Below are 23,611 nucleotides of genomic sequence, written 5' to 3'. Positions count from 1 at the left end.
ACAGCTCATGACCACTCTTGCTTCAGATCTCCTCGCCTTCCTGATGAACCTCTTCAACGACCAGGAGGCCGCGAGCGAATTCATCAGCAACCCCGAGGCCGTCCTCGCCAGCGCCGGCCTCGGCGACGTGTGCGGTGACGACGTCGACGCCGTCATGCCCGTGGTCCTGGACTACGCACCCGTCAGCTTCGGCGGCCGCAACGACAGCTCGTTCGACCGCACCTACGACACCGGCGGGAACTCCTCCGGCGACGTGGCCCCGGGCGGCGGAGGGGGCGGTGGAGCAGCCTGGGGCCCCGGCGCCCCCGGCGCTCCCGGCGCTCCCGGTGCTCCCGGTGCTCCTGGCGCTCCCGGTGCTCCCGGCGCTCCCGCCGCTCCCGGCACTCCCGGTCGCGACGGGCACGACGGCGACGACAGCGACCACGGCAATGCGGTGCAGCAGCTCATGCACATCGTCAACAACTACTCGTACACCTCGTCCGTGGACGACCGCGACACCATCACTGACCAGTCCGTGAACCAGAACATCTGGGCCAACGGCGACGTCACCCAGATGTTCGACAACGATGCCTTCATCGCATCCGGCGACCGCTCGGTCGCGGCGGACGGTGACGTCAGGGTCGACAACTCGGTGGACAACTCCGACGACCACTCGCAGGACAACTCCACGAACGTCCAGGCCGGCGGCGCCGCGACCGTCGCCATCGGTAACACGGACAACTCCGACAACTCGGACAACTCCATCGAGGACTCGTACAACGACAACTCCGACAATTCCGACAACTCGGACAACTCGGTCGAGGACTCGTACAACGACAGCTCGGAGAACTCCATCGAGGACTCGTACAACGACAATTCCGACAACTCCGACCACTCGGACAATTCCGACAACTCGGACAACTCGGACAACTCCATCGAGGACTCGTACAACGACAACTCGGTCGAGGACTCGTACAACGACAACTCGGACAACTCGGACAATTCCGACAACTCCGACAACTCGACCAACACCGACATCGATGTGGAGATCGACGACTCGTTCAATGCGGACAGCTCGACGACGACCACGACGACGGATAACTCGATCGAGGACTCGTACAACGACAACTCGGAGACCACGACGACCACCGACAACTCGACGACCGACAACTCGGTCAACACCGACATCGACGTGGAGATCCAGGACTCGTTCACCTCCGACAGCTCGGTGACGGACTACTCCGACACGACGACGACCACCGACAACTCGATCAACACCGAGGTGGAGATCGAGGACTCCTTCACGTCGGACAGCTCGGTCAACACCGAGATCGAGGACTCGTTCAACGAGACCGAGATCGTGACGGACAACTCGATGAACGAGTACACCTCCATCGACGACTCGGCGATCTTCGTCGACAACGAGGTGGACGTCGAGCTCGAAGCCGAGATCGAGGTCACCGATCCCGCCCTCTGATCGCAGCACGAACCGGGCAAGCCCAACGGGGACCCGTCCCCGTTGGGCTTGCCCCTTGTCTCACGGAACAACTCACCGGGGAGTGTCACATGGATGATCTGGTTCCGCTCGTGAAGAGCGGCCTCACGCTGGTCGCCGCCGGCGACCGCGCCGACCTGCGCCAGCGGCTGGAACAGACGCTCGGGCGGCTGGCTCATCCGGACATCCGCGTGATCGTGGTGGGGGAGTTCAAGCAGGGCAAGAGCAAGCTGATCAACGCCCTCGTGAACGCCCCGGTGTGCCCCGTCGACGACGACATCGCCACTTCCGTGCCCACGGTGGTGTGCTTCGGTGACCCTCCCGGGGCAGAGGTGCTGGTTCCCCGCGGGGACGGCGGTCCGGACGGCGGGTCCGCCGTCGAGCGCCGAACCATCGCCCTCGAGGACATCGCCGGTTTCGTGTCCGAACGCGGCAATCCGTCCAACCGGCAGGGCCTCGCCTCGGCGGAGGTCCGCCTGCCCCGGCGGCTGCTGGCCGACGGGCTGTCGGTCATCGACTCGCCCGGCGTGGGGGGCCTCGAATCCGCCCACGCCCTGACCACGCTCACCGCCCTGCCCACGGCGGACGCCATGCTCCTCGTCTCGGACGCCTCCCAGGAGTACACCGCGCCGGAGCTCCAGTTCCTGAAGCAGGCCACCCGGATCGTCCCGAACGTGGCGTGCGTGCTGTCCAAGACGGATCTCTACCCGCAGTGGCGTGCTGTCGCGGACCTCGACCGCGGCCACCTCGCGGAGGCCGGCGTCTCCGCCCCGCTGATCCCCGTGTCCTCGGACCTGCGGCTGTTCGCGACCCAGGCCCGCGACGCCGAGCTGAACCGGGAGTCGGGCTTCCCCGAACTGATCGGATATCTCCGCAACGAGGTGGTGGGCAAGGCCCAGTCCCTGCGCAGGACATCCGTGGCCCAGGACCTGCTCTCCACGGCCGACCACCTGCGCCTCTCGGTCCGAGCCGAACTGCAGGCACTCCGGGATCCCGAGGGCGTACCCATCCTCCTCGCCGAACTCGAGGAGGCCAAGGAGCGGGCGGACCAGCACCGCAAACGGTCCTCACGCTGGCAGACCACCCTGAACGACGGCGCGTCCGACCTCATCGCCGACATGGAGCACGACCTCCGTGACCGCCTCCGCACCATCCAGCGGGAAGCCGAGGCCGCGATCGACGAGGGGGATCCGGGGCCCATCTGGGACCAGTTCGCGGCGTGGCTCGAGCAGCGCGTGGCCTCCGCGGTGTCCGACACGTTCGTCTGGACCAATGAGCGCTCGCAGTGGCTCGCCGAGCAGGTGGCGGAGTTGTTCGCGCTCGACGAGGTGCCGCTCCCGCTCCTGGAGGTCGCCTCCACCGATGGCGTCCTCGCCCCGGTGGAGGAGGTGCCGTACCTCGACCCCGGGCGGATGAGCGCAGCGGCCAAGGTCCTGGTCGGCATGCGGGGATCCTACGGCGGTGTGCTGATGTTCGGTCTGCTGACCGGCATCATCGGCATGTCGCTCATCAATCCCCTCTCGGTCGGCGCGGGGCTCCTCCTCGGGCGCAAGGCGTACCGGGAGGACAAGGACGCCCGGCTCAAGCGCCGTCAGGGCGAGGCGAAGGCCCTGGTGCGGCGCCAGATGGACGACGTCGTGTTCCAGGTGGGCAAGCAGCTCAAGGACCGGCTGCGCCTCGTCCAGCGCGAGATCCGCGACCACTTCGGCACCATCGCCGAGGAGCACCACCGTTCCCTGGCGGACTCCGTCGCGGCGGCGCAGCGGACGGCGTCGACCTTCCGGCAGGAACGCGAGGCGCGCATCGTGGAGCTCAAGGCCCAGCTCGCCGCGATCGACCGCCTCCATGCCCAGGCCGGGCGCCTCCTCCCCGGCCTCCCGGCCGGACCGGATGAGCCCACCCGCCCCGTCGTGACGGGAGCGCCGGCGTGAGGGACAGCAGCGCCGTCGAAGCCCTCCTCGCGGACGCCATCCGGGTCTACGACGACGACCCGGCGGTCCGGACCGAGCTCGAGGGGTACGCGCAGCGCCTGCGTGAGCCGCTGCGCGTCGCCGTCGCCGGCATGGTGAAGGCGGGCAAGTCCACGCTCCTCAACGCGATCATCGGCGAGGAGATCGCTCCCACCGACACCGGGGAGTGCACGCGCATCATCACCTGGTACCGGTACGCGGCGACGCCCCGCATCACCCTCCATCCCGTGGAGGGAGAGCCGCGCCTGCTGCCCGTGGCCCGCGTGGAGGGGCGGCTGGTGTTCGATCTCGGCGCGTCCAGCGCGGAGGACGTGGCGCGCCTCGTCGTCGACTGGCCGGCCGAGAACCTGCGCGCGATGACACTGATCGACACCCCCGGCATCGCGTCCCTCTCCACGGACGTCTCCGGGCGCAGCACGCGGTTCCTCACCCCGGAGGACGCCCCGTCCGAGGCCGACGCCGTGATCTACCTGATGCGGCACCTGCACGCCTCGGACCTGCTGTTCCTCGAGGCCTTCCACGACACCGGTGCCGCCCGCTCGGGCACCGTGAACGCGCTCGCCGTGCTGTCCCGGGCGGACGAGGTGGGGGCGGGGCGGCTGGATTCGCTCATCGCCGCCTCCCGCGTCGCCGACCGCTACCGGAGCGATCCGTCCCTCAGGTCGCTGGTGCTCGACGTGCTGCCCATGGCGGGCCTCCTCGCCCAGAGCGCGCGGACGCTGCGCCAGTCCGAGTACCAGGTGTTCGTGGCGCTGGCAGCGCTCGAGAGGATGGACCGCGAACGCATCCTGATCTCCGCGGACCGCTTCGTCGCCGGGAGCGCGACGCTCGGCATCACGGCGGAGGACGCTGCGCGCCTCCTCGACCGCTTCGGCGTGTTCGGGCTCCGGCTGGGCGCCGCGCTCGTGCGCGGCGGCGCCGGCAACGCGACGGCGTTGGCGCACGAGCTGGCACGGCGCAGCGGGCTCGACCAGCTGATGATGCTCGTGACCCGGCAGTTCGACGCGCGTGCCACGGCGCTGCGGGTCCGGACGGCGCTGACCGGGCTCGAGGTGATCCTCCGGGCCCACCCGCGGGACGCCGCCGCCCGCCTGCACACCGGTGTCGAGCGGGTCACGGCCACCGCCCACGAGATGAACGAACTGAAGCTCCTGTCCGCACTGCGTGCCGGCTCCATCCCGTTGCCCGCACCGGCGGTCGCCGACGCCGAGCGCCTCGTGGGTGGTTCGGGCACGGCCGCTACGGATCGCCTCGGCCTCGCCGCCTCCGCCGGGCCCGGGGAGGTGCGGTCAGAAGCCCTCGGCAGGCTGTACCGGTGGCGGGTGCTGGCCGAGAACCCGCTGACCAGTCGGGGAGCCCTCGAAGCGTGCCAGATCGTGCTGCGCACCTGCGAGGAGCTCGTGCTCCGCGGCAGGCCCGGCAAGCACGCCGCCGAACCGGCACCGGTGCCGGCCGGTCAGCAGATCACTGCGGGGGGCGCACGTCCCTGAACCACCGTGACGCCGGAGGGAGCACGCCCAGGAGGAACGCGAGGGTCGCGGCGGCCAGCTGCACGCCGGCCAGCTGGGGGGTGGGCTGGAACCCCGCGGAGTCGTCACCGAGGAAGGCGGACACCAGCAGGGCGGCGCCCACGTTGAGCACGAGCACCACCAGGAGCGCCCAGCGCACGGCGCCGCGGCCGCGCAGGAGGGGCCGGACCAGGAGTGCCTCGAGCACGAGCACCACCGCGAACGCAGCCAGCGTGCCCCAGAGCGCGAGCGCGGCGACCTGGTCCAGCCGCGCGGCGTCGGCCGTCCCGTCGACGCTCGCCGCGGTGTCCCGGAGACCCGCCAGGTGCTCGTCGCGGTCGAGGACGGCGAACACGAGGGCGACGATCCCGACGACGCCGGCCATCAGCCACAGTGCGCCCACGTACCGGACCAGCGGGGGAGGGGCCACCTCCTTGCTCACGGGGGGTGGGACGGCGTTGGACATCTCTGGCCGGGGAGGACGCATGGTCGTAATGTAGCGCCGCTGCCCGGGGGCTTCAATGGCCGTCCGGCCGCGGCCCGGGGCTGCCCGCTCCGGGCGTCATGGCAAAGCTGCGCAGGCATGGCAAACTAGATAACCGTGCGCACCTGCCCCGGCTCACCGGGGCTCGTCGCGGTCCGCCCTGGTGTAATGGCAGCACCCCAGCCTTTGGAGCTGTGGAGTATAGGTTCGAATCCTATGGGCGGAACGGGGGCGTGCCGGCCGGATGGGCCGGCCCGCCACACACCGGTCACCTACAGGTAGGAGCGCTTCCCCGTGAGCAACCAGGACGCCATCACGCCCCGCAGGGACCCCGAGGTCCCGGCCGCCGTCATCGTCCTTGCCGCCGGCGCCGGCACCCGGATGAAGTCCCGGACCCCCAAGATCCTGCACCCCATCGGTGGGATCTCGATGATCGGCCATGCGCTGCGCGCCGCGCGCGCCCTCCAGCCGCGGGAGCTCGCCGTCGTCGTCCGCCACGAGCGCGACCGCGTCGCGGAGCACGTCGCCGGCGTGGATGCCGCGGCCGTCCTGATCGACCAGGACGAGCTGCCGGGCACCGGGCGCGCCGTGCAGGTGGCCCTCGACGGGCTCGACGCGCTCAGTGGGGACCCCGTGACCGGCACCGTCGTCGTCACGTACGGTGACGTCCCGCTGCTCACCCCCGACACGCTGCAGGAGCTCGTGGCCGTCCACGACGGCGAGGGCAACGCCGTCTCCGTCCTCACCGCGGTCCTCGAGGACCCCACCGGGTACGGGCGCATCCAGCGTCACGAGGACGGCACCGTCGTCGCGATCGTCGAGCACAAGGACGCCTCGCCCGAGCAGCGCGCCATCCGCGAGGTCAATTCCGGCATCTACGCCTTCGACGCCGCCGTCCTGCGGCGCGCCCTGACGCAGGTCGACGCGTCCAACGCGCAGGGGGAGATGTACCTCACGGACGTCCTCGCCATCGCGCGGGCCGACGGCGGCCGCGTGGCCGCCGTCGTGCAGGAGGACCGCTGGCAGGTGGAGGGCGCCAACGACCGCGTGCAGCTCGCCGCGCTCGGCGCCGAACTCAACCGCCGCACCGTCGAGCAGTGGATGCTGGCCGGGGTCACGGTCGTGGACCCGGCGACCACCTGGATCGACGCCACCGTGGTCCTCGAGGAGGACGTCACCCTCCTGCCCGGCACGCAGCTCCACGGCGGGACCGTGGTGGCGCGCGACGCCGTCGTAGGCCCGGACACCACGCTCACCGACGTCGTCATCGGCGAGGGTGCGCACGTGGTCCGCACGCACGGCAGCGGCGCGCGCATCGGCTCCGGCGCCAGCGTGGGCCCCTTCGCCTATCTGCGCCCGGGCACGGTCCTCGGCGAGGAGGGGAAGATCGGGGCGTTCTACGAGACGAAGAACGTGACGATCGGCCGCGGCTCCAAGCTGTCCCACCTCGGGTACGCCGGCGACGCCGAGATCGGCGAGTACACCAACATCGGCTGCGGCAACATCACCGCCAACTACGACGGCGTCGACAAGCACCGCACCGTCATCGGGTCCCACGTGCGCACGAGCTCCAACACGGTCTTCGTCGCCCCGGTGAGCGTGGGCGACGGCGCGTACACCGGAGCCGGCGCCATCGTGCGCAAGGACGTCCCGGCGGGCGCGCTCGCCCTGAGCGTCGCCCCCCAGCGGAACATCGACGACTGGGTGGCAGCGAAGCGTCCCGGCTCCGCCGCGGCTGCCGCGGCCGCCTCCCCAGACACCCGTACCCCCACCGAAGAGAAGAGCACCCAGGCATGAGCGAGATCACCGCACACGGCGAGAAGAAGCTGGTCCTGGCGTCGGGGCGCGCACACCCGGAACTGGCGGAGGAGATCGCCTCCTGGCTGGGGACCGAGCTGCTGCCCGTCTCCGCCTACGACTTCGCGAACGGCGAGATCTACGTGCGGTCGGGGGAGAGCGTCCGCGGCACCGACGTCTTCGTGATCCAGGCGCACCCGGCCCCGCTGAACAACTGGCTGATGGAACAGCTCATCATGATCGACTCCCTGAAGCGGGCCTCGGCCAAGCGCATCACCGTCGTCTCGCCGTTCTACCCCTACGCGCGGCAGGACAAGAAGGGCCGGGGGCGCGAACCCATCTCGGCGCGCCTCGTGGCCGACCTCTACAAGACGGCCGGTGCCAACCGGCTCATGTCCGTGGACCTGCACACCTCCCAGATCCAGGGCTTCTTCGACGGCCCCGTGGACCACCTCATGGCCATCCCGCTGCTGGCGGACTACATCCGCTCGCGGGTGGACGCCGACAACGTCACCGTCGTCTCCCCGGACACCGGCCGCGTCCGCGTGGCCGAACAGTGGGCGGAGCGCCTGGGAGGCGCCCCCCTCGCCTTCGTGCACAAGAGCCGCGATCTCACCGTCCCCAACCAGGCCGTCTCCAAGCAGGTCGTGGGCCAGGTGCAGGGCCGCACCTGCGTCCTGATCGACGACATGATCGACACCGGCGGCACCATCTCCGGCGCCGTGCAGGTGCTCAAGAACGCCGGAGCCAAGGATGTCATCATCGCGGCGACGCATGCGGTATTCTCGGAGCCGGCGTCCCGGCGGCTCGCGGAGTCCGGTGCCCGCGAGGTCGTGGTCACCAACACCCTGCCGATCCCCTCGGAGAAGCGGTTCCCGCAGCTGACGGTGCTGTCGATCGCCCCGCTGATCGCCCGGGCCATCCGCGAGGTGTTCGACGACGGCTCGGTCACGAGCCTGTTCGACGGCAACTCCTGAGCAGTACCGGCCGCCGTCAGGGGATACTCGCTATGGCAAGTAGTTCTCGAGACGGTTTTAAGTAGCCACCCGGTAGTTTAAGACACGAAAATCAAGTAGGTGGAGGTCAACTCCCGTAAGTGCTACTCGTGTAGCCGGTCGTGACTCTACCTAGGCTCGGAGGCGAACGGCCCCTTCGAATCCAGGATGTGGTCTCGTGGTTATGACCGGCCAGGGCATGTCAGCTCCTCCATCCATTCCTGCTGAGAGCCTTGCGACCGGCTCCGGGCTTCCGGGCGACGACGCATCGTCCTTCGTCGGCCGCGCCGACGTCCTCCAGGCGGTCGAGGACGCCCTGACGGCCCCGGGATCGGTCGGCGCCGTGCTGGTGGGCGAGGCGGGTGTCGGCAAGACCGCCGTCATGCAGCAGGTGCTGGCCGCCAGCAGGGAGAACCTGTACGTCCTGCGCATCCGCGGGTCGAAGGGGGCCAGGCACCAGGCCTATCGCCCCGTCAACTTCCTCCTCTCCGAGCTCGAGGCCGACATCGTCGAGCACCCCGTGATGGTGCTCCGCGCCGTGGCCGAGTTCCTGAACCAGCAGGCGTGCGGGCGCCGCGTGGTCCTCGCCGTCGACAACGTCGAGTACCTCGATCCGTCGTCGGCGGCGCTGATCGGGCAGCTCGTGCTCAGCGGGACGGCCAGTGCGCTGCTGACGGCCCAGGACTTCGCGGCCGCGGACCCCCAGTTCGCGGCCCTCTGGCGCGACGGCTCCCTCCGCCGGTTCGATCTCGCCCCCTTCGACGCCCGGGAGGCGCGGGCGTTCGTGGCGGCCGAGCTGCAGGGGCCGGTGAGCGCCGAGGCCGCGGCGCTGCTGTACCGCATGAGCGGCGGCAACGCGCGGTTCCTGCAGGCCTCGATCCGCGCCGTCCGCGGACGCAACGTGGTGCTCCACGGCGAGACCTGGGTGCTGGTGCCCGGCAGCGTCACCGTGCCGACCGAGATCGCCGAGGCGGTCGAGCTCGTCCTCGAGGACCTGCCCGCCGGGCAGCAGGAGATCGCCCACGTCGTCGCACTGGCGGGACGGCTGGACCTCGCCGTCGCGCAGTCCATCACGGACAGCACGGACCTCGATGCCCTCCAGACGGCCGGCCTGCTCGCCGTGAGGCACGGCGAGCAGGGATACGTCGAGTTCCGGAACCCGGTGATCGGCTCGGGCGTCGCGGCGTCCCTGTCCGTACAGCACGCCGGCGCGCTGTACGGACGATGGGTCGACGGGGCCACCCTCGGAGGGTCGCCCGGCCCGGAGCAGCACACGGACTGGCTGCTGAAGTGCCAGCGGCCCGTCCCACCCGAACTCTCCCTCGCCGCGGCCCGGTCCGCGAACCGTGCGGGCCGGTACTGCGCCGCCGCCGCGTACGCCGAGCTCGGCGACGCCCACCGGTCATCGGCCGCCGCGGCCGTCGAACGCCTCCGCGCCCTCACCTTCACCGGGCGGTTCCAGGACGCCGGGAACGCGCTGCTGCTCACCGCGCCGCTGCTCGACGGCGCATCTCCGACGGACGCGGTGCCGCTGCTCCTCGCCGGGGCGTTCCTTCGCCAGCGCCTGGGCCTGGGCGGAGTGGAGGCGGTCCTCGACGACGCCGACGGGCGGCTGGAATCCGACGCCGGTCCCACGCCGGAGGAACGCGCACGGCTCCGGGCCGACGTCGTCATCGCCCGCGCGGAGATCGCGTCCCTGCTGGGCAGATACACGGAGTCCAGGGACCGCGTGCTGGCCCTCCGCTCCGAGGGCCTGCCGCTGGGCGCCGAGCAGGGCATCGCCGCCGACGTCCTGCTGAGCGAGGCGTGGACCATGCTGGAGAACCAGCTGGAAGCACTCCAGCTCGCCGACGCGGTGGCGGACCGCCTGCAGGAGCCCGACGTCAGTGCGCGCACCCGAGAACTCGCCTACCTCCGCCTCGTCGCGATCTACAGCGCAACGGGGTCCTGGAAGCAGGGCGCGCGCAAGCTCCGCCTCGCGGACGGCGACAGCGCCCCGGCGGAGCTCGGCTCGGCCGTGCAGCTGGCCCTGGGCCTGGTCCGCGGCCGGTACGGCACGCCGGAGGAGGCGCTGGCGCTCGTCGCCCCGGCCTTCGACCAGCTGCGCGTCGGCGACCCGCACCGCGTGCTGCCCCTCGCGGCCACGGCCATCGCCTACTGCCACTCGGTGACCGACAACATCAGGGCCGCGATCCCGTTCCTGGTCCACGCGGAGCCCGCGGCCGGCGATCCCTGGCTGGTGCGCCGGATCGCGTCCCAGCTGCAGCTCCTCAGCGTCGGGCTGCGTGAGGCGAAGCCCGACGCGGGCCAGCAGCTCCAGGCCCTGGGGCGCAGCGACAGGGAGCGCGGCGCGTCCCTCTTCGCGCTCTCCGCGTTCACGAGTGCAGTCCGGCTGGGCAGCAGCGGCGCCCTGGCGGAACTCTCCGACGTCGCGGCCCGCGTACAGGGGCCGTACGCCCTGCTGTGCGAGAGGTTCGCGAAGGGCATCGGCCACCGCGATGCCGAGGTGCTCCTCCAGGCCATGGACCTCGCCGCCGCCGGCGGGGACCAGAATTTCGGACGGGACGCCGCCCGTTCCGCCCTCCACGCAGCCCGGGCGCTGGGCGACAGGTCGACCGTGCGCGAGGTCCAGCAGCGAGCGCGGCGCGTCCTCGCCGACCCGGACACCAACGGCCCCAGTTCCCACCTGGACAGCCTCACGCCGCGCGAGGCGGAGATCGCCCAGCTGGCGGTCAGCGGCCTCATGAACCGTGAGATCGCCGAAGCCATGTGCGTGTCCGTGCGCACCATCGAGGGGCATCTGTACCAGATCTACTCGAAACTGCACGTGTCCTCCCGCTCCCAGCTCGCGGAGCTGTTCCCGGCGCCCCTCGGATGAACGTCGACGGCGGTCGCGTACCCCTCGTAGGGGTCCAGGGCACGCTCAGCGCCATCGCCCACACGCTCGCCCACCCCAACCTGCACGGGGCCCTCGTGGTGGGCGAGTTCGGCACGGGCAAGAGTGCGCTCGCCAGGCGACTCCTGACCGCCGCCGACCCGCAGCAGACGCGGTTCTTCCTCGTGCGGGCGACGGCGAACCTCGCCGAAGTGCCGTACGGAGCGCTCGGGCCCTACCTCTCCCACGCGACACCGCAGACCCTGAACTCCTCCCTCTCCGCCCTCCGCGCCCTCGTCGCCTACTTCCGGGCGGCATCCGAAGGCCGCAACGCCGTCGTCGTCGTGGACGACGCCCACCACCTCGACGACGACAGCAGCCATATCCTCACCCAGCTCGTCATCTCACGCATCATCAAGGTGGTCCTCTTCTCCGATGGTCTGCCACCACGGGCCGGTGACCTCTTCTCCCTCTACACGGACGGCTTCATCAGCAGGGTGGACCTCCTCGGCCTCCCCGACGCCGACGCCGTCGCGCTGTGCGAGGCCATCCAGGGCGGGCGCCTGACCCAGGGGGCCGGCCATTACCTCGCCCGGCAGAGCGCGGGGAACCCCCTCATGCTCCGCGCCCTCCTGGACCACGCCGCAGCGACCGGCGAGCTCGTGGAGCGCGGCGGCGTGTGGTGCCTGTCCGGGCGGTTCCATCCTCCGTCGCCGCCCCTCATGGACCTCGCGAAGACCCTGCTGCAGGAACTGACCGAGCAGGAGCGGACGGCCTACGAGGTCGTGGCGCTCAACGGCGGGATGGCCCAGGCGCGGCTGTCGGCGATCGCGGAGGACGCCGTGGCGCAGCACCTCGTGCGGCGCGGGCTGCTGCGCGCGCCCGGTGCGGCCGCTCGCTCCCTCAGGGTGGCGCACCCCATGATGGCGCGCGTCGTCCGGGCCCTCGTCCCCGCCGGGCGCAGCGCGGACCTGCGCAGCCGCGTCCTCGACGACGGCTTCCACCTGCCGGGCGTCGACGAGGGAATGATCGACTATCTGGACTGGGCCCTCGACTGCGGGGTGACGGTGCAGCCGGACGTCCTTCTGGTGGCTGCCCGGACCGCCGCGCACGTCTCCCGCCCGGAGTCCGCCCTGCGGTTCGCGAACGCTGCACGGAGAGCCGGGGAGGAGTGGGCGGGGGCGGTCGAGGAAGCCCGGGTCCGCGTCACCCTCGGGGAGTACGCCGTCGCCCTGGAACTGCTCGATCGGGTCCTGGCGGGCCCCGCACGCCCGGTCGTCGCCGCCGATGCCGCCGCGCTCAAGGCTCTGGCCTGCCTCCAGCGGGGCGACCATCCGGCCGTCGTGCACACGATCGCCGACGCGTGCGCGGAGCGATCGACCGCCGTGTCCGATCAGGAGCAGGCAGGGCATGCCCACGAGATCGGGCAGGCCCGGCAGGCACTGGGGTTGCTGCATGTCCTCGGGTGGATCCTCGAGGGTGAGTTCGAGACTGCCCGCGCCGAGGTGGACGCCCTCGACGCCACCGCCGTTCCTGCGGAGGCAGAAGGGACCGGGTCACCACTGCCGGTGCTCGTGTTGCTCTTCCGTGGCGAAGCCGATGCCGCGCTCGGCCGGTACGACTCCGCCCTGGCCGAGATCCGGACGGCCGTGGACGCCGTGGACCGGTCCCGCGGAGACCTGGAGCACCTGCGTCCGCGCGCCGTGGCGTGGTACGTCAGCACGCTGATCCATGCCGGCGAGTTCGCCGCCGCACGTGAGGCGCTGGAGGAGTACCGGCAGCGACCTGTCGTGGACCTCGGCTACATCGGCGGTCCCTTGGCGGCGCTCGAGGCCATCCTCGAGGCGCGTCGCGGCAAGTTCCGCACCGCGCTGCACCTCCTCGAGCCCGCCCTCGCATCCCTGCGCCAGGTGGACTCCGAGATGCTGCTGCCGTATACGCTCGGTGTCGCGGCGTGGGCGGCGCATTCCCTGGGGGAGTCCGGGGCTGCTGCGGCCTTCGAGAAGGAGTTCAGCGGCGTGGCCTCGATCGGGAGCCGCCCGCGGCTCCTCCTCGCCCGGGCGTTCCTCGCCGCCGCGAGCACCGGCGGGTCCGACGGCCCGGGCGATTTCAGCCGGCTCGAAGAACTGGCCGAGTCCGCGCGGGAGGCGTCCTTCCGCTCGTGCGAGAAGGACGTGCTGGAACTCCTCGCGGTACTCGGCGACACGGCGACGGCGTGGCGTCTGGCCGAACTGGCCGACCAGTTCGAGGGCTCGGAGGCGCAGGTCCTCTCCCGGTACGCGCACGCCCTCGCCGACCAGGATGCGGACGCCCTGCTCGCAGCGGCGGACCGCGCGGAGGGTATCCAGAAGGTCCCCCTCGCGGCGGAGGCGTCGGCGAGGGCCATGCACCTCTTCGACGTGCGGGGCGACGGCCGGGCCCGGCGCATGGCCCTGCGGGCGGTCCGCCGCCGGCAGTCCATGCTCGAGGGGTTGCTGCCGCACGAGGAAGGTGACCTCCGCGGTTCCCACGAACTGACGGCCAGGGAGCGGGAGATCGCCCGACTCGCAGCGGACGGCGCCTCGAACCGCGCGATCGCCGAGGCTCTCGTCCTGTCCACGCGGACGGTGGAGGGGCACCTCTACCGCATCTACGGGAAGCTCGGGATCACCACCCGTGAGGAACTCGTGGGCGAGATGAACGCCTACAACGATGAGCATTGAGCTCCGTCGTGGCGTCCACGTAGTCAGCATCCCGCGTTGAGGTAGTACGAGAGCGATCTTGCGTATTCTCCCTCAGAACACGAGTAGTCGGCACTGGTGAGCGGTTCCCATGCGCTGCGTAGGGTTGCATTTGTTGAACCGATGACGCTTCGACAGCAGGGCTTCGGCCCTTACTCGCCTGAAGAGCGGGTCCCGGATCGGGGCCAGCGGCAAAGGAGTCTTCCTGAGACCAAGACTCCGTCCCCAGCTGCCGCTGGCCTCTTCCCGTTTAACCCTGACATTTGTGCCGGACACGCAAAGGCCGGGTCGGAGCAGATGCTCCGACCCGGCCTTGAGTACGCAGTATTGCGAGGGTTATGCCTCGGCGGAGCGGCGACGTGCCACGAGGATGCTGCCGGCGCCCAGGCCGAGTGCACCGATGCCGGCAGCTCCCCAGAGAAGCATTGCGGAGTCGACGCCGGTGTTGGCCAGGCCATTGGACGAAGACGACGTGCCGCCGGTGGTTCCGGCGGTCGTGCCGCCGACAGCGTTCGCGGAGTCGACGACCACACGGGCGGTGACCACAGGGGAGCCGTCCAGTGCAGCGGCGGTCAGCGTGTAGTCGCCTTCTTCGGTGAGCTGGACGTCGAAGGAGAAGTTGCCGTTGGCATCGGCGTTGATGGTCTTCTCCAGGACGATCTGGTTGAGCACGATCAGGCCTCCGCGGGCCGAAGCAGCACCGCCGGGGCCGAAGCCGGCGGCCGAGGGCGTCCCGGCGGTGCGGTCGACGGTGATGCGGATGGCTTCGCCGGGCTCGAAGAGGCCGTCCGTGCTGCTGAAGGTGACGGTCTCGCCGGGAGCGACGGTGCCGTCGCTGACGGTGCCCGTCTCGCCGGTGACGTAAGCGGGGGTGGAGACGGGAGCGGCCTGCGCTGCGCCGGCTCCGAGGAGTGCGATGGTTCCGGCGATGGTCAGGACTGAAGCGGTCTTGTTCATGATGTGGTCCCCATAAAGGTGTTCGAGACGAGAAAAGCGTGGAGTGACCGGGCGGTCGTTCCCCAAACGCCCGGCGCCTACTTCCGTCACCCTATAGGACCCGCCCCAATTACTCGAATTAGGAGGGCTTACTACTTGGATCTGGTAGTACGCCTACTTAGAAGATAGCAACGAACCCTAGGTGGCGGAAGACCTGGATGGCTCCTGGCCGCGATGTAACGCAGTGTTAATCTGGGGGTCGCGTCGACGGTCGGGCCCGGCGTTCTCAGCCGCAGGACTTGAGGCCCTCGGAGGGTAGGAGGACGTCGGCGGGGTCCTGCACGGTGGGCGTGACGTCGAGGACCGGTTCCGTCTCCTGCACCACCTTGGAGAAGTCCATCTCGAGGGTCACGGTCTCGCCCGGGCCTATTTCCGTGGTGAGGATGCCGACGGGCCGGTTACCGTGTGCGAAGGACCCGACCGGTACGTCCTCACCGTTGATCCTCGCCTGCTGCAGGAGCGACTGCGCGGGTCCGTAGCTGACCGTGTTGGTCTTGATGCGTCCGGGGTCCACCCCGAAGCCTCCGTTGCCGGTGACGTACGCCGGTAGAGACATCGCTGCGTCCTCAGGGGCCGTGTTGGTCAGCGTCACCTTGGCCGTGTACAGGGAGTACCCGTCGCCCGGGCAGCTCTTCACGAGCTGCACGGTCCGGCGTACGTAGTAGTCCATCTTGGCGCCGGTGCCGTCGTTGAAGTACACCCCGAATGCCGCTCCGCCCACCGTGGCGCCGAGGGCCGCCCCGGCCAGGCCGGTCCGGGAGATGACGTCCTGCTCGTCCGCGGTGGCCGACCACACGTACAGGCGGCCCTGCGCGGCGCTGGTCACCAGGGCGTCGACGAGCTGCGTGCCGTCGCCCTGCACGTCCGTGAGCGCACCGAAGACCCTGCCCGCCACTGCCGCGAAGTACTCGTCCTGCAGGGCCGGCTCCTCGATCTCGGCATAGACGTCCGAGAGGAGGGTGGGCACCACGTTGGTGGAATCGAGCGCCGTGGGCAGGGAGGTCTGCGCGACCAGGGCGTCGACGACTGGATCGCCGACGCTCCCGAGTTCCACGGGTCCGGTTGCCCCGAGGATGTTCGCGAGGACCACGGGATCCAGGGCGATCACCCCGTCGATCCGGGAGTCAGGGTGCCGGTCCTGCCACATCTGCCGTGCGGTCGACGCGGCGGTGGGGAAATCGGGTGTGAGGTTGACGCTCTGCATGAAGGTGGCCATGCGGTAGGAGTAGATCTGTTCCTGTCCGGGGTCCACCGGGACCGCGGGGGCAAACCTTCCCATCTCGGAGGCGCTGCCCTGATCGGTCAGGGTTATCCGCCCGTCATCGACGGTGAGCACCACCAATGCGCCGGAGATGCCGCCCGTGGCGCGGACCTCGGCGCTGTTCTGCACCAGCACGAGGTAGTTGCGGGTCCCCTCGGCACCGAGCATGGAGGGCAGCAGCTCGCCGGCCCGGGAGGCGCTGCCGAGGGGGCCGCGCACCTCGCCGATCGCTTCGACGGCGTCCTCGAGCGGAGCAGCGATCTGCGGGAGCAGGTCCGAGCGGTCGATTCCTTCGAGGCGGCCGTATGACAGCTCGATGGTCGTGGCCGCTGTGGACAGGGTCGGCGCGATGTCCGCCAGGGGAGCGGTGTCGATGCGGCCGTCGACGGGTGCCAGGGAGTTCCAGTCCAGGGCCGCGGTCTTGTCGACCATGGGGGCAACGGCGCGTTGCACGACGTCGTCGGCCGACGCCGTCACCTCCGACACCGCGCGGAAATTCTGCCCGACGAAGGGGACGAGGCCGGCGGCTTTCCACAGCGGGTCCGTGCCGGCGGCACGTGCTGCGGTCGTGTGGTCCTGCAGTCGAGAGGTCACCGCGCCGGCCCGGTCGGTATCACGCCCGACGACGGCCGCCCGCAGTTCGGGGATGAGGGCCATGCTGCTCTCGAGGTTGCTGTGGATCTGCTGGGCCCTGTGGGCCAGCCACCCCCCGACTATCGCGAGAACCAGCAGCGCGATACCTGCGCCCACCAGGACCCGCCGAAGCACCGGACGGCCGGATCCCGGCGAGCGTTGGGTGCGAATCCTCGGCGCGCGCTCGTCTGCTCGTGCTGCTGCCGTGGGGCTGCTCGGTGTCACTCGTGGTCCTATCGTGCGGCACGCCGGTACACAGGGTGCGGGGAGGGTTTGACGGTCAGGCCGCGCCGTGGCCGGCGAAGACCGCCTTGAAGGTCTTGAAGAGGATGACGATGTCCTGCATGAGGGACCAGTTCTCCACGTAGTACAGGTCCAGCTTGATGGACTCCTCCCACGTGAGGTTGGACCGGCCGCTGACCTGCCAGAGGCCGCTCATCCCCGGGCTGACGTAGAGGCGGCGATGCGCGGCGTCGTCGTACAGTGCCACTTCGCCTGCTCGCTGGGGCCGCGGACCGACGAGGCTCATGCTTCCTCGCAGGACGTTGAACAGTTGGGGGAGCTCGTCGAGCGAGTACTTGCGGAGCGCCCTGCCGACACGCGTGATGCGGGGATCGTCCTTCACCTTGAACAGGGGTGTGTCCGCACTGCCCTGGGAAACCAGGAGCGTGGCGAGCTGCGCGTCGGCGTCCTGTTTCATCGAACGGAACTTGATCATCCTGAAGGTGGCGCCGCCCACCCCGATGCGTTCCTGGGTGTAGAAGACGGGGCCGGGGCTGCTCAGTTTCACGAGGACGGCGAGGACCAGCAGGAGTGGCGAGAAGACGATCAACAGGCCGGCGCTGCCGGTGATGTCGAACAGGCGCTTGAGGACACGCGATCCGCCGGTCAGCTTCGGCGTCGAGACATGGACCAGGGGCAGTCCGGCCACCGGCTGCGTGTGGATGCGGGGCCCGGCGATGTCGGTCAATGCGGGGGCGAGGATGAGGCGGGTCTCCTGTGCGGCCAAGGCCCATCCCAGCCTGCGGAGGACATCCGGATCGAGATTGGACCCGGCCGAGACGGCAACGGAGTCGGCTCGGCACGCTTCGATGGCGTGCATGATCGACGCGACATCCGATCCGGATCCGATCACGGCGATGTCCGGGTTGGCGCGCAACGAACCGCTGCTACCACTGGTTACATAGGCGGCGACCGGGGTGTACCCGGCGAGGGGGTTCTTGCGCAGCGAGGTGGCCAGGTGGTCGACGGCGTTGGCGCCGCCCACGATCAGGACCTGCGACGAGCTCCTGCCGTGCCGGCGCTCGCCGCTGAGAATCTGGCGGACCATCCACCGAGCCACGAGCAATCCGATCACGCCTGCGGGCAGCGCAAGGCCCACGTATCCGCGTGCCGTGTCGTAGCGGAACGCGTAGGAAAGGATGGCGATGAGGCCGAACAGCCAGAGCGAGGCACCGAACACCCGCTTGTACTCCTCGGCACCGGATCCCAGCACGCGGGGACTGCGCGAGTCCCAGGCGCCGAGCATGACCCACCACGCGAGACTCAGGATCACGCTGAACACGGCATAGGTCTGGAGCGGTTCGGCCCCCGTGTCATCGGCGAGACCGAACCGGATGAGGAAAGCCCCGGCGGTGGCCCAGATGACCACGACGGCGTCGATCACGGCGAGGCGCCGAGGATAGCGCCTCATCCAAGTGAGACCTTGTCCCACGGTATGCTCCTTCCCCACAGCGGGAGCGTCGTGCAGCACTAGTCGCGTGCCGAACGGTGTAGTGGTTGTGGTCTCAGTCCCAGCGCCTCGTCGAAGGGAGCCCGCTGGGGAACCGCCGTGGTGACGGGGGCGCCGGCCTGGTCCTCCAGAGCGAGGTGGGAGTCCGGATGGGACTCGTACGAGTGGTAGCTGTAGGAGTAGGCGTCCGGGCCCTTGGTCGGCAGGAAGTTGATCACCACTCCGAGCAGGTCGGCGTCTACCATCTCCAGGTTTCCGAGCGACTTCTGCAGGTCGGGGAGCTTCACTTTCGAGGAGCCGATGACCACGACCACCCCGCCCACCTGCCGCGAGAGAACCGCCGCATCGGTCACCGGGAGCAGGGGAGGGGCATCGATGATGACGGCATCGAACTTCTCCTCGAGCCGGGAGATCAGCTGCTTCATGGCGTCGGACCCGAGAAGTTCACTGGGATTCGGGGGAATCTGCCCGGCCGTCAGGATGTACAGCTCGTCCGTACCCCAGGGCTGGAGAAGGTCTTCGACATCGGCCCGGCCGATCAGCGCTGTGGTCAGACCGGCATTGCGCTCGAGCCCCAAATATTCGTCAACTCGGGGACGGCGAAGATCGGCGTCGACCAGTACGACCGACTGGCCACCCTGAGCAATGGCGATCGCCAGGTTGGTGGCGGTCGTGGTCTTCCCTTCACCGGGAAGGGATGACGTCACGAGCATGGCCTTGGACCTGTGGCTCACGTGTGCGAACTGGAGATTGGTCCGGATCTGACGGAAGGACTCGGCGCGAGGGCTCTGCGTGGGTGCCTGCGTCAGGAGGGGCTTCTTCTGCGCGTCCGCGTCGAACGAGATACCGCCCAGCAGAGGCGCATCGCTGATACGGCGTACATCGGATTCGCTGCGAACCCGAGTGTCCAGGGTGGTTCGCAGGACGGCGGCGCCGACGCCGAGTGCCAGGCCCACCAGCAGTCCCAACGCGAGATTGAGCCGTGTGTTCGGGGCGGAAGGCTCCGATGGCGCCGTAGCCGGCGTGATGACCGTCAGGTTGACGGGGGAGGCCGCGCCGTCACCCGTGCTCTCGAGGCTCTCGACCGACTGCACCAGGCTCTCCGCCGTGGCCTGTGCGATGGCCGCTGCCTGCACAGGGGACGTGTCTTCCACGACGATGGTGATGATGACGGTGTTGAGGTCGGCCGTGGCAGTGACCTTGTCGGAGAGCTGTGCAGGGGTGAAATCGAGTCCGAGGGAGTCGACCACCGGCTGCAGGACCAAAGGTTCAGTGACGGTCTCCACGTAGGACTGGACGCGCGCCTGTGTGAAGGTGTTGCCCTGCTGGAGCTCCTGCACGCTTCCGGAGTTCTGCGTCGCCACGAAGAGCTTCGTCTGGGCGGTGTAGGTGGGCCGAATCGCGAAAGAAGCCGCGGCTCCTAAGAGCAGGCCGGTCATGGCGCAAATGGTGATCAGCAGCCAATTGCGCCGCAGAATCCGAAGGTAGTCGCTCAGCTCCAAAGGAGACCTCTCTAGATACTTGCTTCTGAGACCGGTGCCACAGAGACCGATGGCTGTATCGAGCAGCAGGACTGTGCTCGACAGCGAGTGTATCCGCCAATCGGCAGCAGCCGCGGATGATCGCCTCGCAGAGCCGCAAATGATCACCTCGGCGAGCCGCGCAGACGAGCGCATCGTCCTCCTATCCCGACACCAGAACGTGTCGCAGCAGCTAGGCTCATGCGGTTACTCAGCGAGGGGCTTGCTGATACGCACTTCCCGGTCGTGTCACTGAGTTCAGGTCGTCTGGTCCAGTGCGTACTGCCAATCACTCGCGATCAACCAACACCTTCCGTTCCTCCGGCCCTGGCAGTGGTACTGTCTGCACCGAACAAGACCGACTGACCAAGTTCAGGATGGGCCGAACTCGACCAGTTGGAATGGGGATGGAATGACAGGCCTCGTAGTACATGAATGGATTGAAAGCGCCGGAGGCTCCGAGAACGTAGTTGAAGCTGCTTTAAAAGCACTTCCGAGCCCCGAACTGTACTGTCTATGGAACGACGACCCGACCCGCTTTCCGCATGTGGAGGTCACGGAGACTTGGCTTTCGCGCACGCCGCTTCGCCGAAGCAAGGCTATTGCCCTTCCATTCCTGATTCCGACGTGGAGGCGATCCCGCCTGGCTAAGCAATACGAGTGGATGTTAGTAAGTTCCCACTCGTTCGCGCACCACGTTACTCTCGGTGATCAACCGGACATCCCCAAGTTCGTGTACGTCCACACGCCTGCCCGATATGTCTGGGAGCCCAGCGTCGACCATCGAGGTCGAAACCCGCTGGGTCCGCTCATCCGACCTCATCTCAGGAGAATTGATAGGCGGGGGGCACAACAAGACAAAGCAAGCCACCTTGTAGCCAACAGCCATTACATCAGCGAGCGGATAGGCCGGTGCTGGGGACGGGAATCACAGGTTATCTACCCTCCAGTTGAGGCTAGGGCGATTGCTAGCGTCGAAGATTGGACGATCCACCTGACCGACGGTGAGGCAGATGCACTGCATGACCTCCCGGAGCAATTTATCCTCGGCGCTTCTAGGCTCGTCCCCTACAAGAGGCTGGACGCGGTTATAAATTTCGGCAATGCTGTGGATACTCCCGTAGTGATTGCCGGGGCCGGGCCAGACGCGGCCCGGCTTCAAGCTCTCGCTGATGAATCATCAGTGCCGGTAACATTTCTGGGACGGGTGAGCAATCCACTTTTGTATGCCCTCTATCAGAGAAGCCTAGCACTCGTGTTTCCACCGGTAGAAGATTTTGGAATCATGCCGGTCGAGGCAATGGCCGCGGGCACCCCCGTTATTGGATTACGCGCAGGCGGCGTGGCTGAAAGCGTGCTCCATGGAACAAGCGGTTATCTCCTGGAGGATTTTGGCGACGAGTCAGCGATGGTAGAGGCGATGGAAGGAGCTTTGGCTGTGCGACCCGAGTCATGCAGAAAGCAGGCGGAAACCTTCGACGTCGCCGTTTTTCAAGCCGCAATCCGCTCTTGGGTAGTGGGCGGTGCGACTCTGTGAGCCAAGAGTCGGATGTCCAGCGCAAACAATCGTTCGCTTGCGCCCGTTCGTTCGTGGTTGACGACCGCTGGACTGGGCACTCCGGGATCGGTCGGTATTCAACGGAAGTGCTCGGCAGGATCGAGCTCCCCTTCAGCCGGTTGACCTCCAAAATCTCACCCTCGTCACCTGTTGACGTTCTCAGCCCCGGACGCATGCGAGTCGCAGCAAACAGCATCATTTACAACCCTGGGTACAACGCCGGCATTGCCCGTTGCACGCAACTCATAACGCTCCACGACCTTATACACCTATCGGGCAATGACACGTCGAGCAGACTCAAAAGGCGTTATTACGATCATGTTGTGAGGCCAGCGGTCGATCGTGCCGGAGCTGTCATGACCGTCTCGGCTACTTCGGCCGAGGCGATCACAAAGTGGCTAGGTGATCCCCACATAGAAGTAGTGAACGTTGGCAATGGCTGCTCCGACGTATTTTTGCAACCGGCGAGGGAGGAAGTTCGCCAGAAGAACTCCTTTCTCTATGTGGGGAATCTTAAATCACATAAGAACGTGCCGACTCTTATCGGCGCGCTACTGCTCCGCCCCACCGCAAAACTTACCGCCGTGATCGGCGATACAGAGCGGGCAAAGCAGATATTCTTGGAGGCAGGCGTCATGAACCGAGTGAAGTTACTCAGCAACGTTTCCGACCCTGAGTTGGCGTCTATCTACCGTCGATCGACCGCTCTCCTGATGCCCTCGTCGCTCGAGGGTTTTGGACTGCCAGCGGTTGAGGCTCTTGCGACACAGACCCCCGTCTGCTACTGGCAGGGATGTTCAAGCATCGCCGAAATTGTGGGGGAGAGAGGATTGGCTTTAACGAGTGCGAACGACGCGGAAGAATGGTCTCAGTCCCTGGATATCTTGAATGACTTCGGGCCCATTTTAGGCAACGTCGAAGACGTCAGAACGCGATTCAGTTGGGCCTCCGTGGCCGGGCGAGTTGGAGGTTTCTTGAGTGATTACGTCAATAGTTGAAGTCTTGTCAAAGCCGATTGATGTTCTCTTTCTTAGCCACTCGCCTGATGACGGCACCTTCAAAGTTGGCAGTCATCACTTGGCCCGTGAATTCTCGAAGTCAGGTCTGAGGGTGGTTCACCTTTCCACGCAGCGATCAGTCATACATCTGCTGAGAAATGTTGCGAGAGGGACCCCCATCTCGACGCGCGGACTGTGGACGGACGAACACGGGACCGTGCACTTTGTGCCAACAAGTCTTCTGCCTGCACAGTGGACACCGGCGTTGCACCCGACTCTGATTGAGAGGGTCTACGACTCCATGAAACCTGAAGTCGTTCTCGTCGATCAACCGCTCCTTTCAGGACTGCCGCGGAAGTATTTCCCGACGGCAAAGCTTGTCTACCGCCCGACTGATACATATAGCAAGGGTGCGGCGGCGTCTCGCCAGGAACATCTGCTCAAGCGGGCGAGCGGGATCATCGCAACCTCACTTCCCGTATATGCTGCTCTGGACGCCGATCCTTCGCTTCCCTATAAGGTCGTGGAGAACGGTGTTGAACTTAGTCGCTTCAGTCTGGTCGAATCCTATGAACGGCAGGGCTTTGTATACATTGGGGCGCTAGATTATCGATTCGACTGGGCGCTAGTAAAGACTCTTGCAGAGAAGTTCCCGTCCGAGCGAATAGATCTTTACGGGCGAGTGTCGGTGCCTCATCCAAACCTACCGTCGAATGCAACATTGCATGGACCCATCAGTTACAACTATATTCCTAGCATTTTAAATCAGTACCGAGTAGGGCTCATTCCGCTCGGACCAGCCGATGTCAATGCAGGACGCAGTCCAATGAAGTACTTTGAGTACCTCGCGGCTGGGTTATATGTCGTTGCTACGTCTACACCAGCCCTTAGTGGGCGGGGCGTCCCAGGAGTTTTTCTCTATTCTGACCCAAATTCCGCCATTGCGGCAGCGAGTGAGGCAATATCCTTTCCGCACCACAACGTGCCGGGAATTAAAGCGGCAGCACTCGAAGATTGGAGCGAGAAGTCGAAACAAATCCTGGCCTTCGTCCAACGGTTGTAAATTCGAGCGAGCATCCTCGTGTTGGTT

Annotated in this window: 15 protein-coding genes and 1 tRNA gene; 11 read left to right on the top strand and 5 right to left on the bottom strand. The window is 67.7% G+C overall.

Features of this window, described 5'->3' with window-relative positions; all coding sequences use genetic code 11:
- Positions 1-7: 7 nt before the first annotated feature.
- The 3 genes from ACX80P_RS05555 (at position 8) to ACX80P_RS05545 (ending at position 4,934) form a co-directional block, all read left to right on the top strand.
- Positions 8-1,456, top strand: a complete 1,449-nt coding sequence (locus tag ACX80P_RS05555) for an IniB N-terminal domain-containing protein (RefSeq protein WP_459277063.1) — start codon at positions 8-10, stop codon at positions 1,454-1,456.
- 89 nt (positions 1,457-1,545) lie between these two features.
- Positions 1,546-3,405: a dynamin family protein gene (locus ACX80P_RS05550; protein ID WP_459277062.1), complete on the top strand. Its 1,860-nt coding sequence runs from the start codon at positions 1,546-1,548 to the stop codon at positions 3,403-3,405.
- Positions 3,402-4,934 (top strand): dynamin family protein, encoded by a 1,533-nt coding sequence (locus tag ACX80P_RS05545; protein WP_459277060.1) that lies wholly within the window; start codon positions 3,402-3,404, stop codon positions 4,932-4,934. The genes ACX80P_RS05550 and ACX80P_RS05545 overlap by 4 nt, the downstream gene beginning before the upstream one ends.
- Here the strand turns inward: ACX80P_RS05545 and ACX80P_RS05540 are convergent.
- A complete protein-coding gene (locus tag ACX80P_RS05540) occupies positions 4,909-5,439 on the bottom strand; it encodes a hypothetical protein (protein ID WP_459277058.1) in 531 nt (176 codons plus the stop codon). The two genes, ACX80P_RS05545 and ACX80P_RS05540, sit on opposite strands and share 26 nt — an antisense overlap.
- A 151-nt stretch (positions 5,440-5,590) precedes the next feature.
- Here ACX80P_RS05540 and ACX80P_RS05535 point away from each other — a divergent pair.
- The 5 genes from ACX80P_RS05535 to ACX80P_RS05515 all read left to right on the top strand — a co-directional run bounded on the left by ACX80P_RS05535 (position 5,591) and on the right by ACX80P_RS05515 (position 13,805).
- Positions 5,591-5,662: transfer RNA gene (locus tag ACX80P_RS05535), tRNA-Gln, on the top strand.
- Positions 5,663-5,730: 68 nt separating this feature from the next.
- Positions 5,731-7,233: a bifunctional UDP-N-acetylglucosamine diphosphorylase/glucosamine-1-phosphate N-acetyltransferase GlmU gene (glmU, locus tag ACX80P_RS05530; protein ID WP_459277056.1), complete on the top strand. Its 1,503-nt coding sequence runs from the start codon at positions 5,731-5,733 to the stop codon at positions 7,231-7,233.
- A complete protein-coding gene (locus tag ACX80P_RS05525) occupies positions 7,230-8,210 on the top strand; it encodes a ribose-phosphate diphosphokinase (protein ID WP_459277054.1) in 981 nt (326 codons plus the stop codon). Before glmU ends, ACX80P_RS05525 begins: the two co-directional genes overlap by 4 nt.
- Positions 8,211-8,427: 217 nt before the next feature.
- Positions 8,428-11,106, top strand: coding sequence for a helix-turn-helix transcriptional regulator (locus ACX80P_RS05520; RefSeq protein WP_459277052.1), 2,679 nt, complete (start codon positions 8,428-8,430; stop codon positions 11,104-11,106).
- Positions 11,103-13,805, top strand: coding sequence for a helix-turn-helix transcriptional regulator (locus ACX80P_RS05515; RefSeq protein ID WP_459277050.1), 2,703 nt, complete (start codon positions 11,103-11,105; stop codon positions 13,803-13,805). The genes ACX80P_RS05520 and ACX80P_RS05515 overlap by 4 nt, the downstream gene beginning before the upstream one ends.
- 354 nt (positions 13,806-14,159) lie before the next feature.
- On the opposite strand, the gene ACX80P_RS05510 is transcribed toward ACX80P_RS05515, so the two are convergent.
- From ACX80P_RS05510 to ACX80P_RS05495, 4 genes are all read right to left on the bottom strand, one after another.
- Complete coding sequence (locus ACX80P_RS05510) at positions 14,160-14,780, bottom strand: LPXTG cell wall anchor domain-containing protein (protein ID WP_459277048.1); 621 nt, start codon at positions 14,778-14,780, stop codon at positions 14,160-14,162.
- Between the two features lie 265 nt (positions 14,781-15,045).
- Positions 15,046-16,830: a DUF4012 domain-containing protein gene (locus ACX80P_RS05505; protein ID WP_459277046.1), complete on the bottom strand. Its 1,785-nt coding sequence runs from the start codon at positions 16,828-16,830 to the stop codon at positions 15,046-15,048.
- A 163-nt stretch (positions 16,831-16,993) separates the two neighbouring features.
- The gene (locus ACX80P_RS05500) at positions 16,994-18,406 is read right to left on the bottom strand and encodes a sugar transferase (protein WP_459277044.1); all 1,413 of its coding nucleotides are present in this window, start codon (positions 18,404-18,406) and stop codon (positions 16,994-16,996) included.
- A 59-nt stretch (positions 18,407-18,465) separates the two neighbouring features.
- The gene (locus ACX80P_RS05495; protein WP_459277043.1) at positions 18,466-19,947 is read right to left on the bottom strand and encodes a tyrosine-protein kinase domain-containing protein; all 1,482 of its coding nucleotides are present in this window, start codon (positions 19,945-19,947) and stop codon (positions 18,466-18,468) included.
- Positions 19,948-20,377: 430 nt separating this feature from the next.
- On the opposite strand from ACX80P_RS05495, the gene ACX80P_RS05490 reads away from it, so the two are divergent.
- From ACX80P_RS05490 to ACX80P_RS05480, 3 genes are all read left to right on the top strand, one after another.
- Complete coding sequence (locus ACX80P_RS05490) at positions 20,378-21,502, top strand: glycosyltransferase (protein ID WP_459277042.1); 1,125 nt, start codon at positions 20,378-20,380, stop codon at positions 21,500-21,502.
- A gap of 107 nt (positions 21,503-21,609) precedes the next feature.
- A complete protein-coding gene (locus ACX80P_RS05485; RefSeq protein ID WP_459277040.1) occupies positions 21,610-22,521 on the top strand; it encodes a glycosyltransferase in 912 nt (303 codons plus the stop codon).
- 301 nt (positions 22,522-22,822) lie between these two features.
- Positions 22,823-23,584 (top strand): glycosyltransferase family protein, encoded by a 762-nt coding sequence (locus ACX80P_RS05480; protein WP_459277039.1) that lies wholly within the window; start codon positions 22,823-22,825, stop codon positions 23,582-23,584.
- The last annotated feature ends 27 nt before the right edge of the window (positions 23,585-23,611 follow it).

This window comes from Arthrobacter arabinosi (assembly GCF_054511115.1).
Note: the sequence above shows the minus strand (reverse complement) of the source record. Positions and strands in the feature narration are given on the sequence as shown.

Excerpts from the sequence above, each read along its gene's own strand:
- ACX80P_RS05555 (WP_459277063.1), top strand. The coding sequence starts at position 8 with ATGACCACTCTTGCTTCAGATCTCCTCGCCTTCCTGATGAACCTCTTC.
- ACX80P_RS05500 (WP_459277044.1), bottom strand. The coding sequence starts at position 18,406 with ATGAGGCGCTATCCTCGGCGCCTCGCCGTGATCGACGCCGTCGTGGTC.
- ACX80P_RS05510 (WP_459277048.1), bottom strand. The coding sequence starts at position 14,780 with ATGAACAAGACCGCTTCAGTCCTGACCATCGCCGGAACCATCGCACTC.
- ACX80P_RS05550 (WP_459277062.1), top strand. The coding sequence starts at position 1,546 with ATGGATGATCTGGTTCCGCTCGTGAAGAGCGGCCTCACGCTGGTCGCC.
- ACX80P_RS05540 (WP_459277058.1), bottom strand. The coding sequence starts at position 5,439 with ATGCGTCCTCCCCGGCCAGAGATGTCCAACGCCGTCCCACCCCCCGTG.
- ACX80P_RS05520 (WP_459277052.1), top strand. The coding sequence starts at position 8,428 with ATGTCAGCTCCTCCATCCATTCCTGCTGAGAGCCTTGCGACCGGCTCC.
- ACX80P_RS05525 (WP_459277054.1), top strand. The coding sequence starts at position 7,230 with ATGAGCGAGATCACCGCACACGGCGAGAAGAAGCTGGTCCTGGCGTCG.
- ACX80P_RS05490 (WP_459277042.1), top strand. The coding sequence starts at position 20,378 with ATGACAGGCCTCGTAGTACATGAATGGATTGAAAGCGCCGGAGGCTCC.
- ACX80P_RS05515 (WP_459277050.1), top strand. The coding sequence starts at position 11,103 with ATGAACGTCGACGGCGGTCGCGTACCCCTCGTAGGGGTCCAGGGCACG.
- ACX80P_RS05480 (WP_459277039.1), top strand. The coding sequence starts at position 22,823 with ATGAAACCTGAAGTCGTTCTCGTCGATCAACCGCTCCTTTCAGGACTG.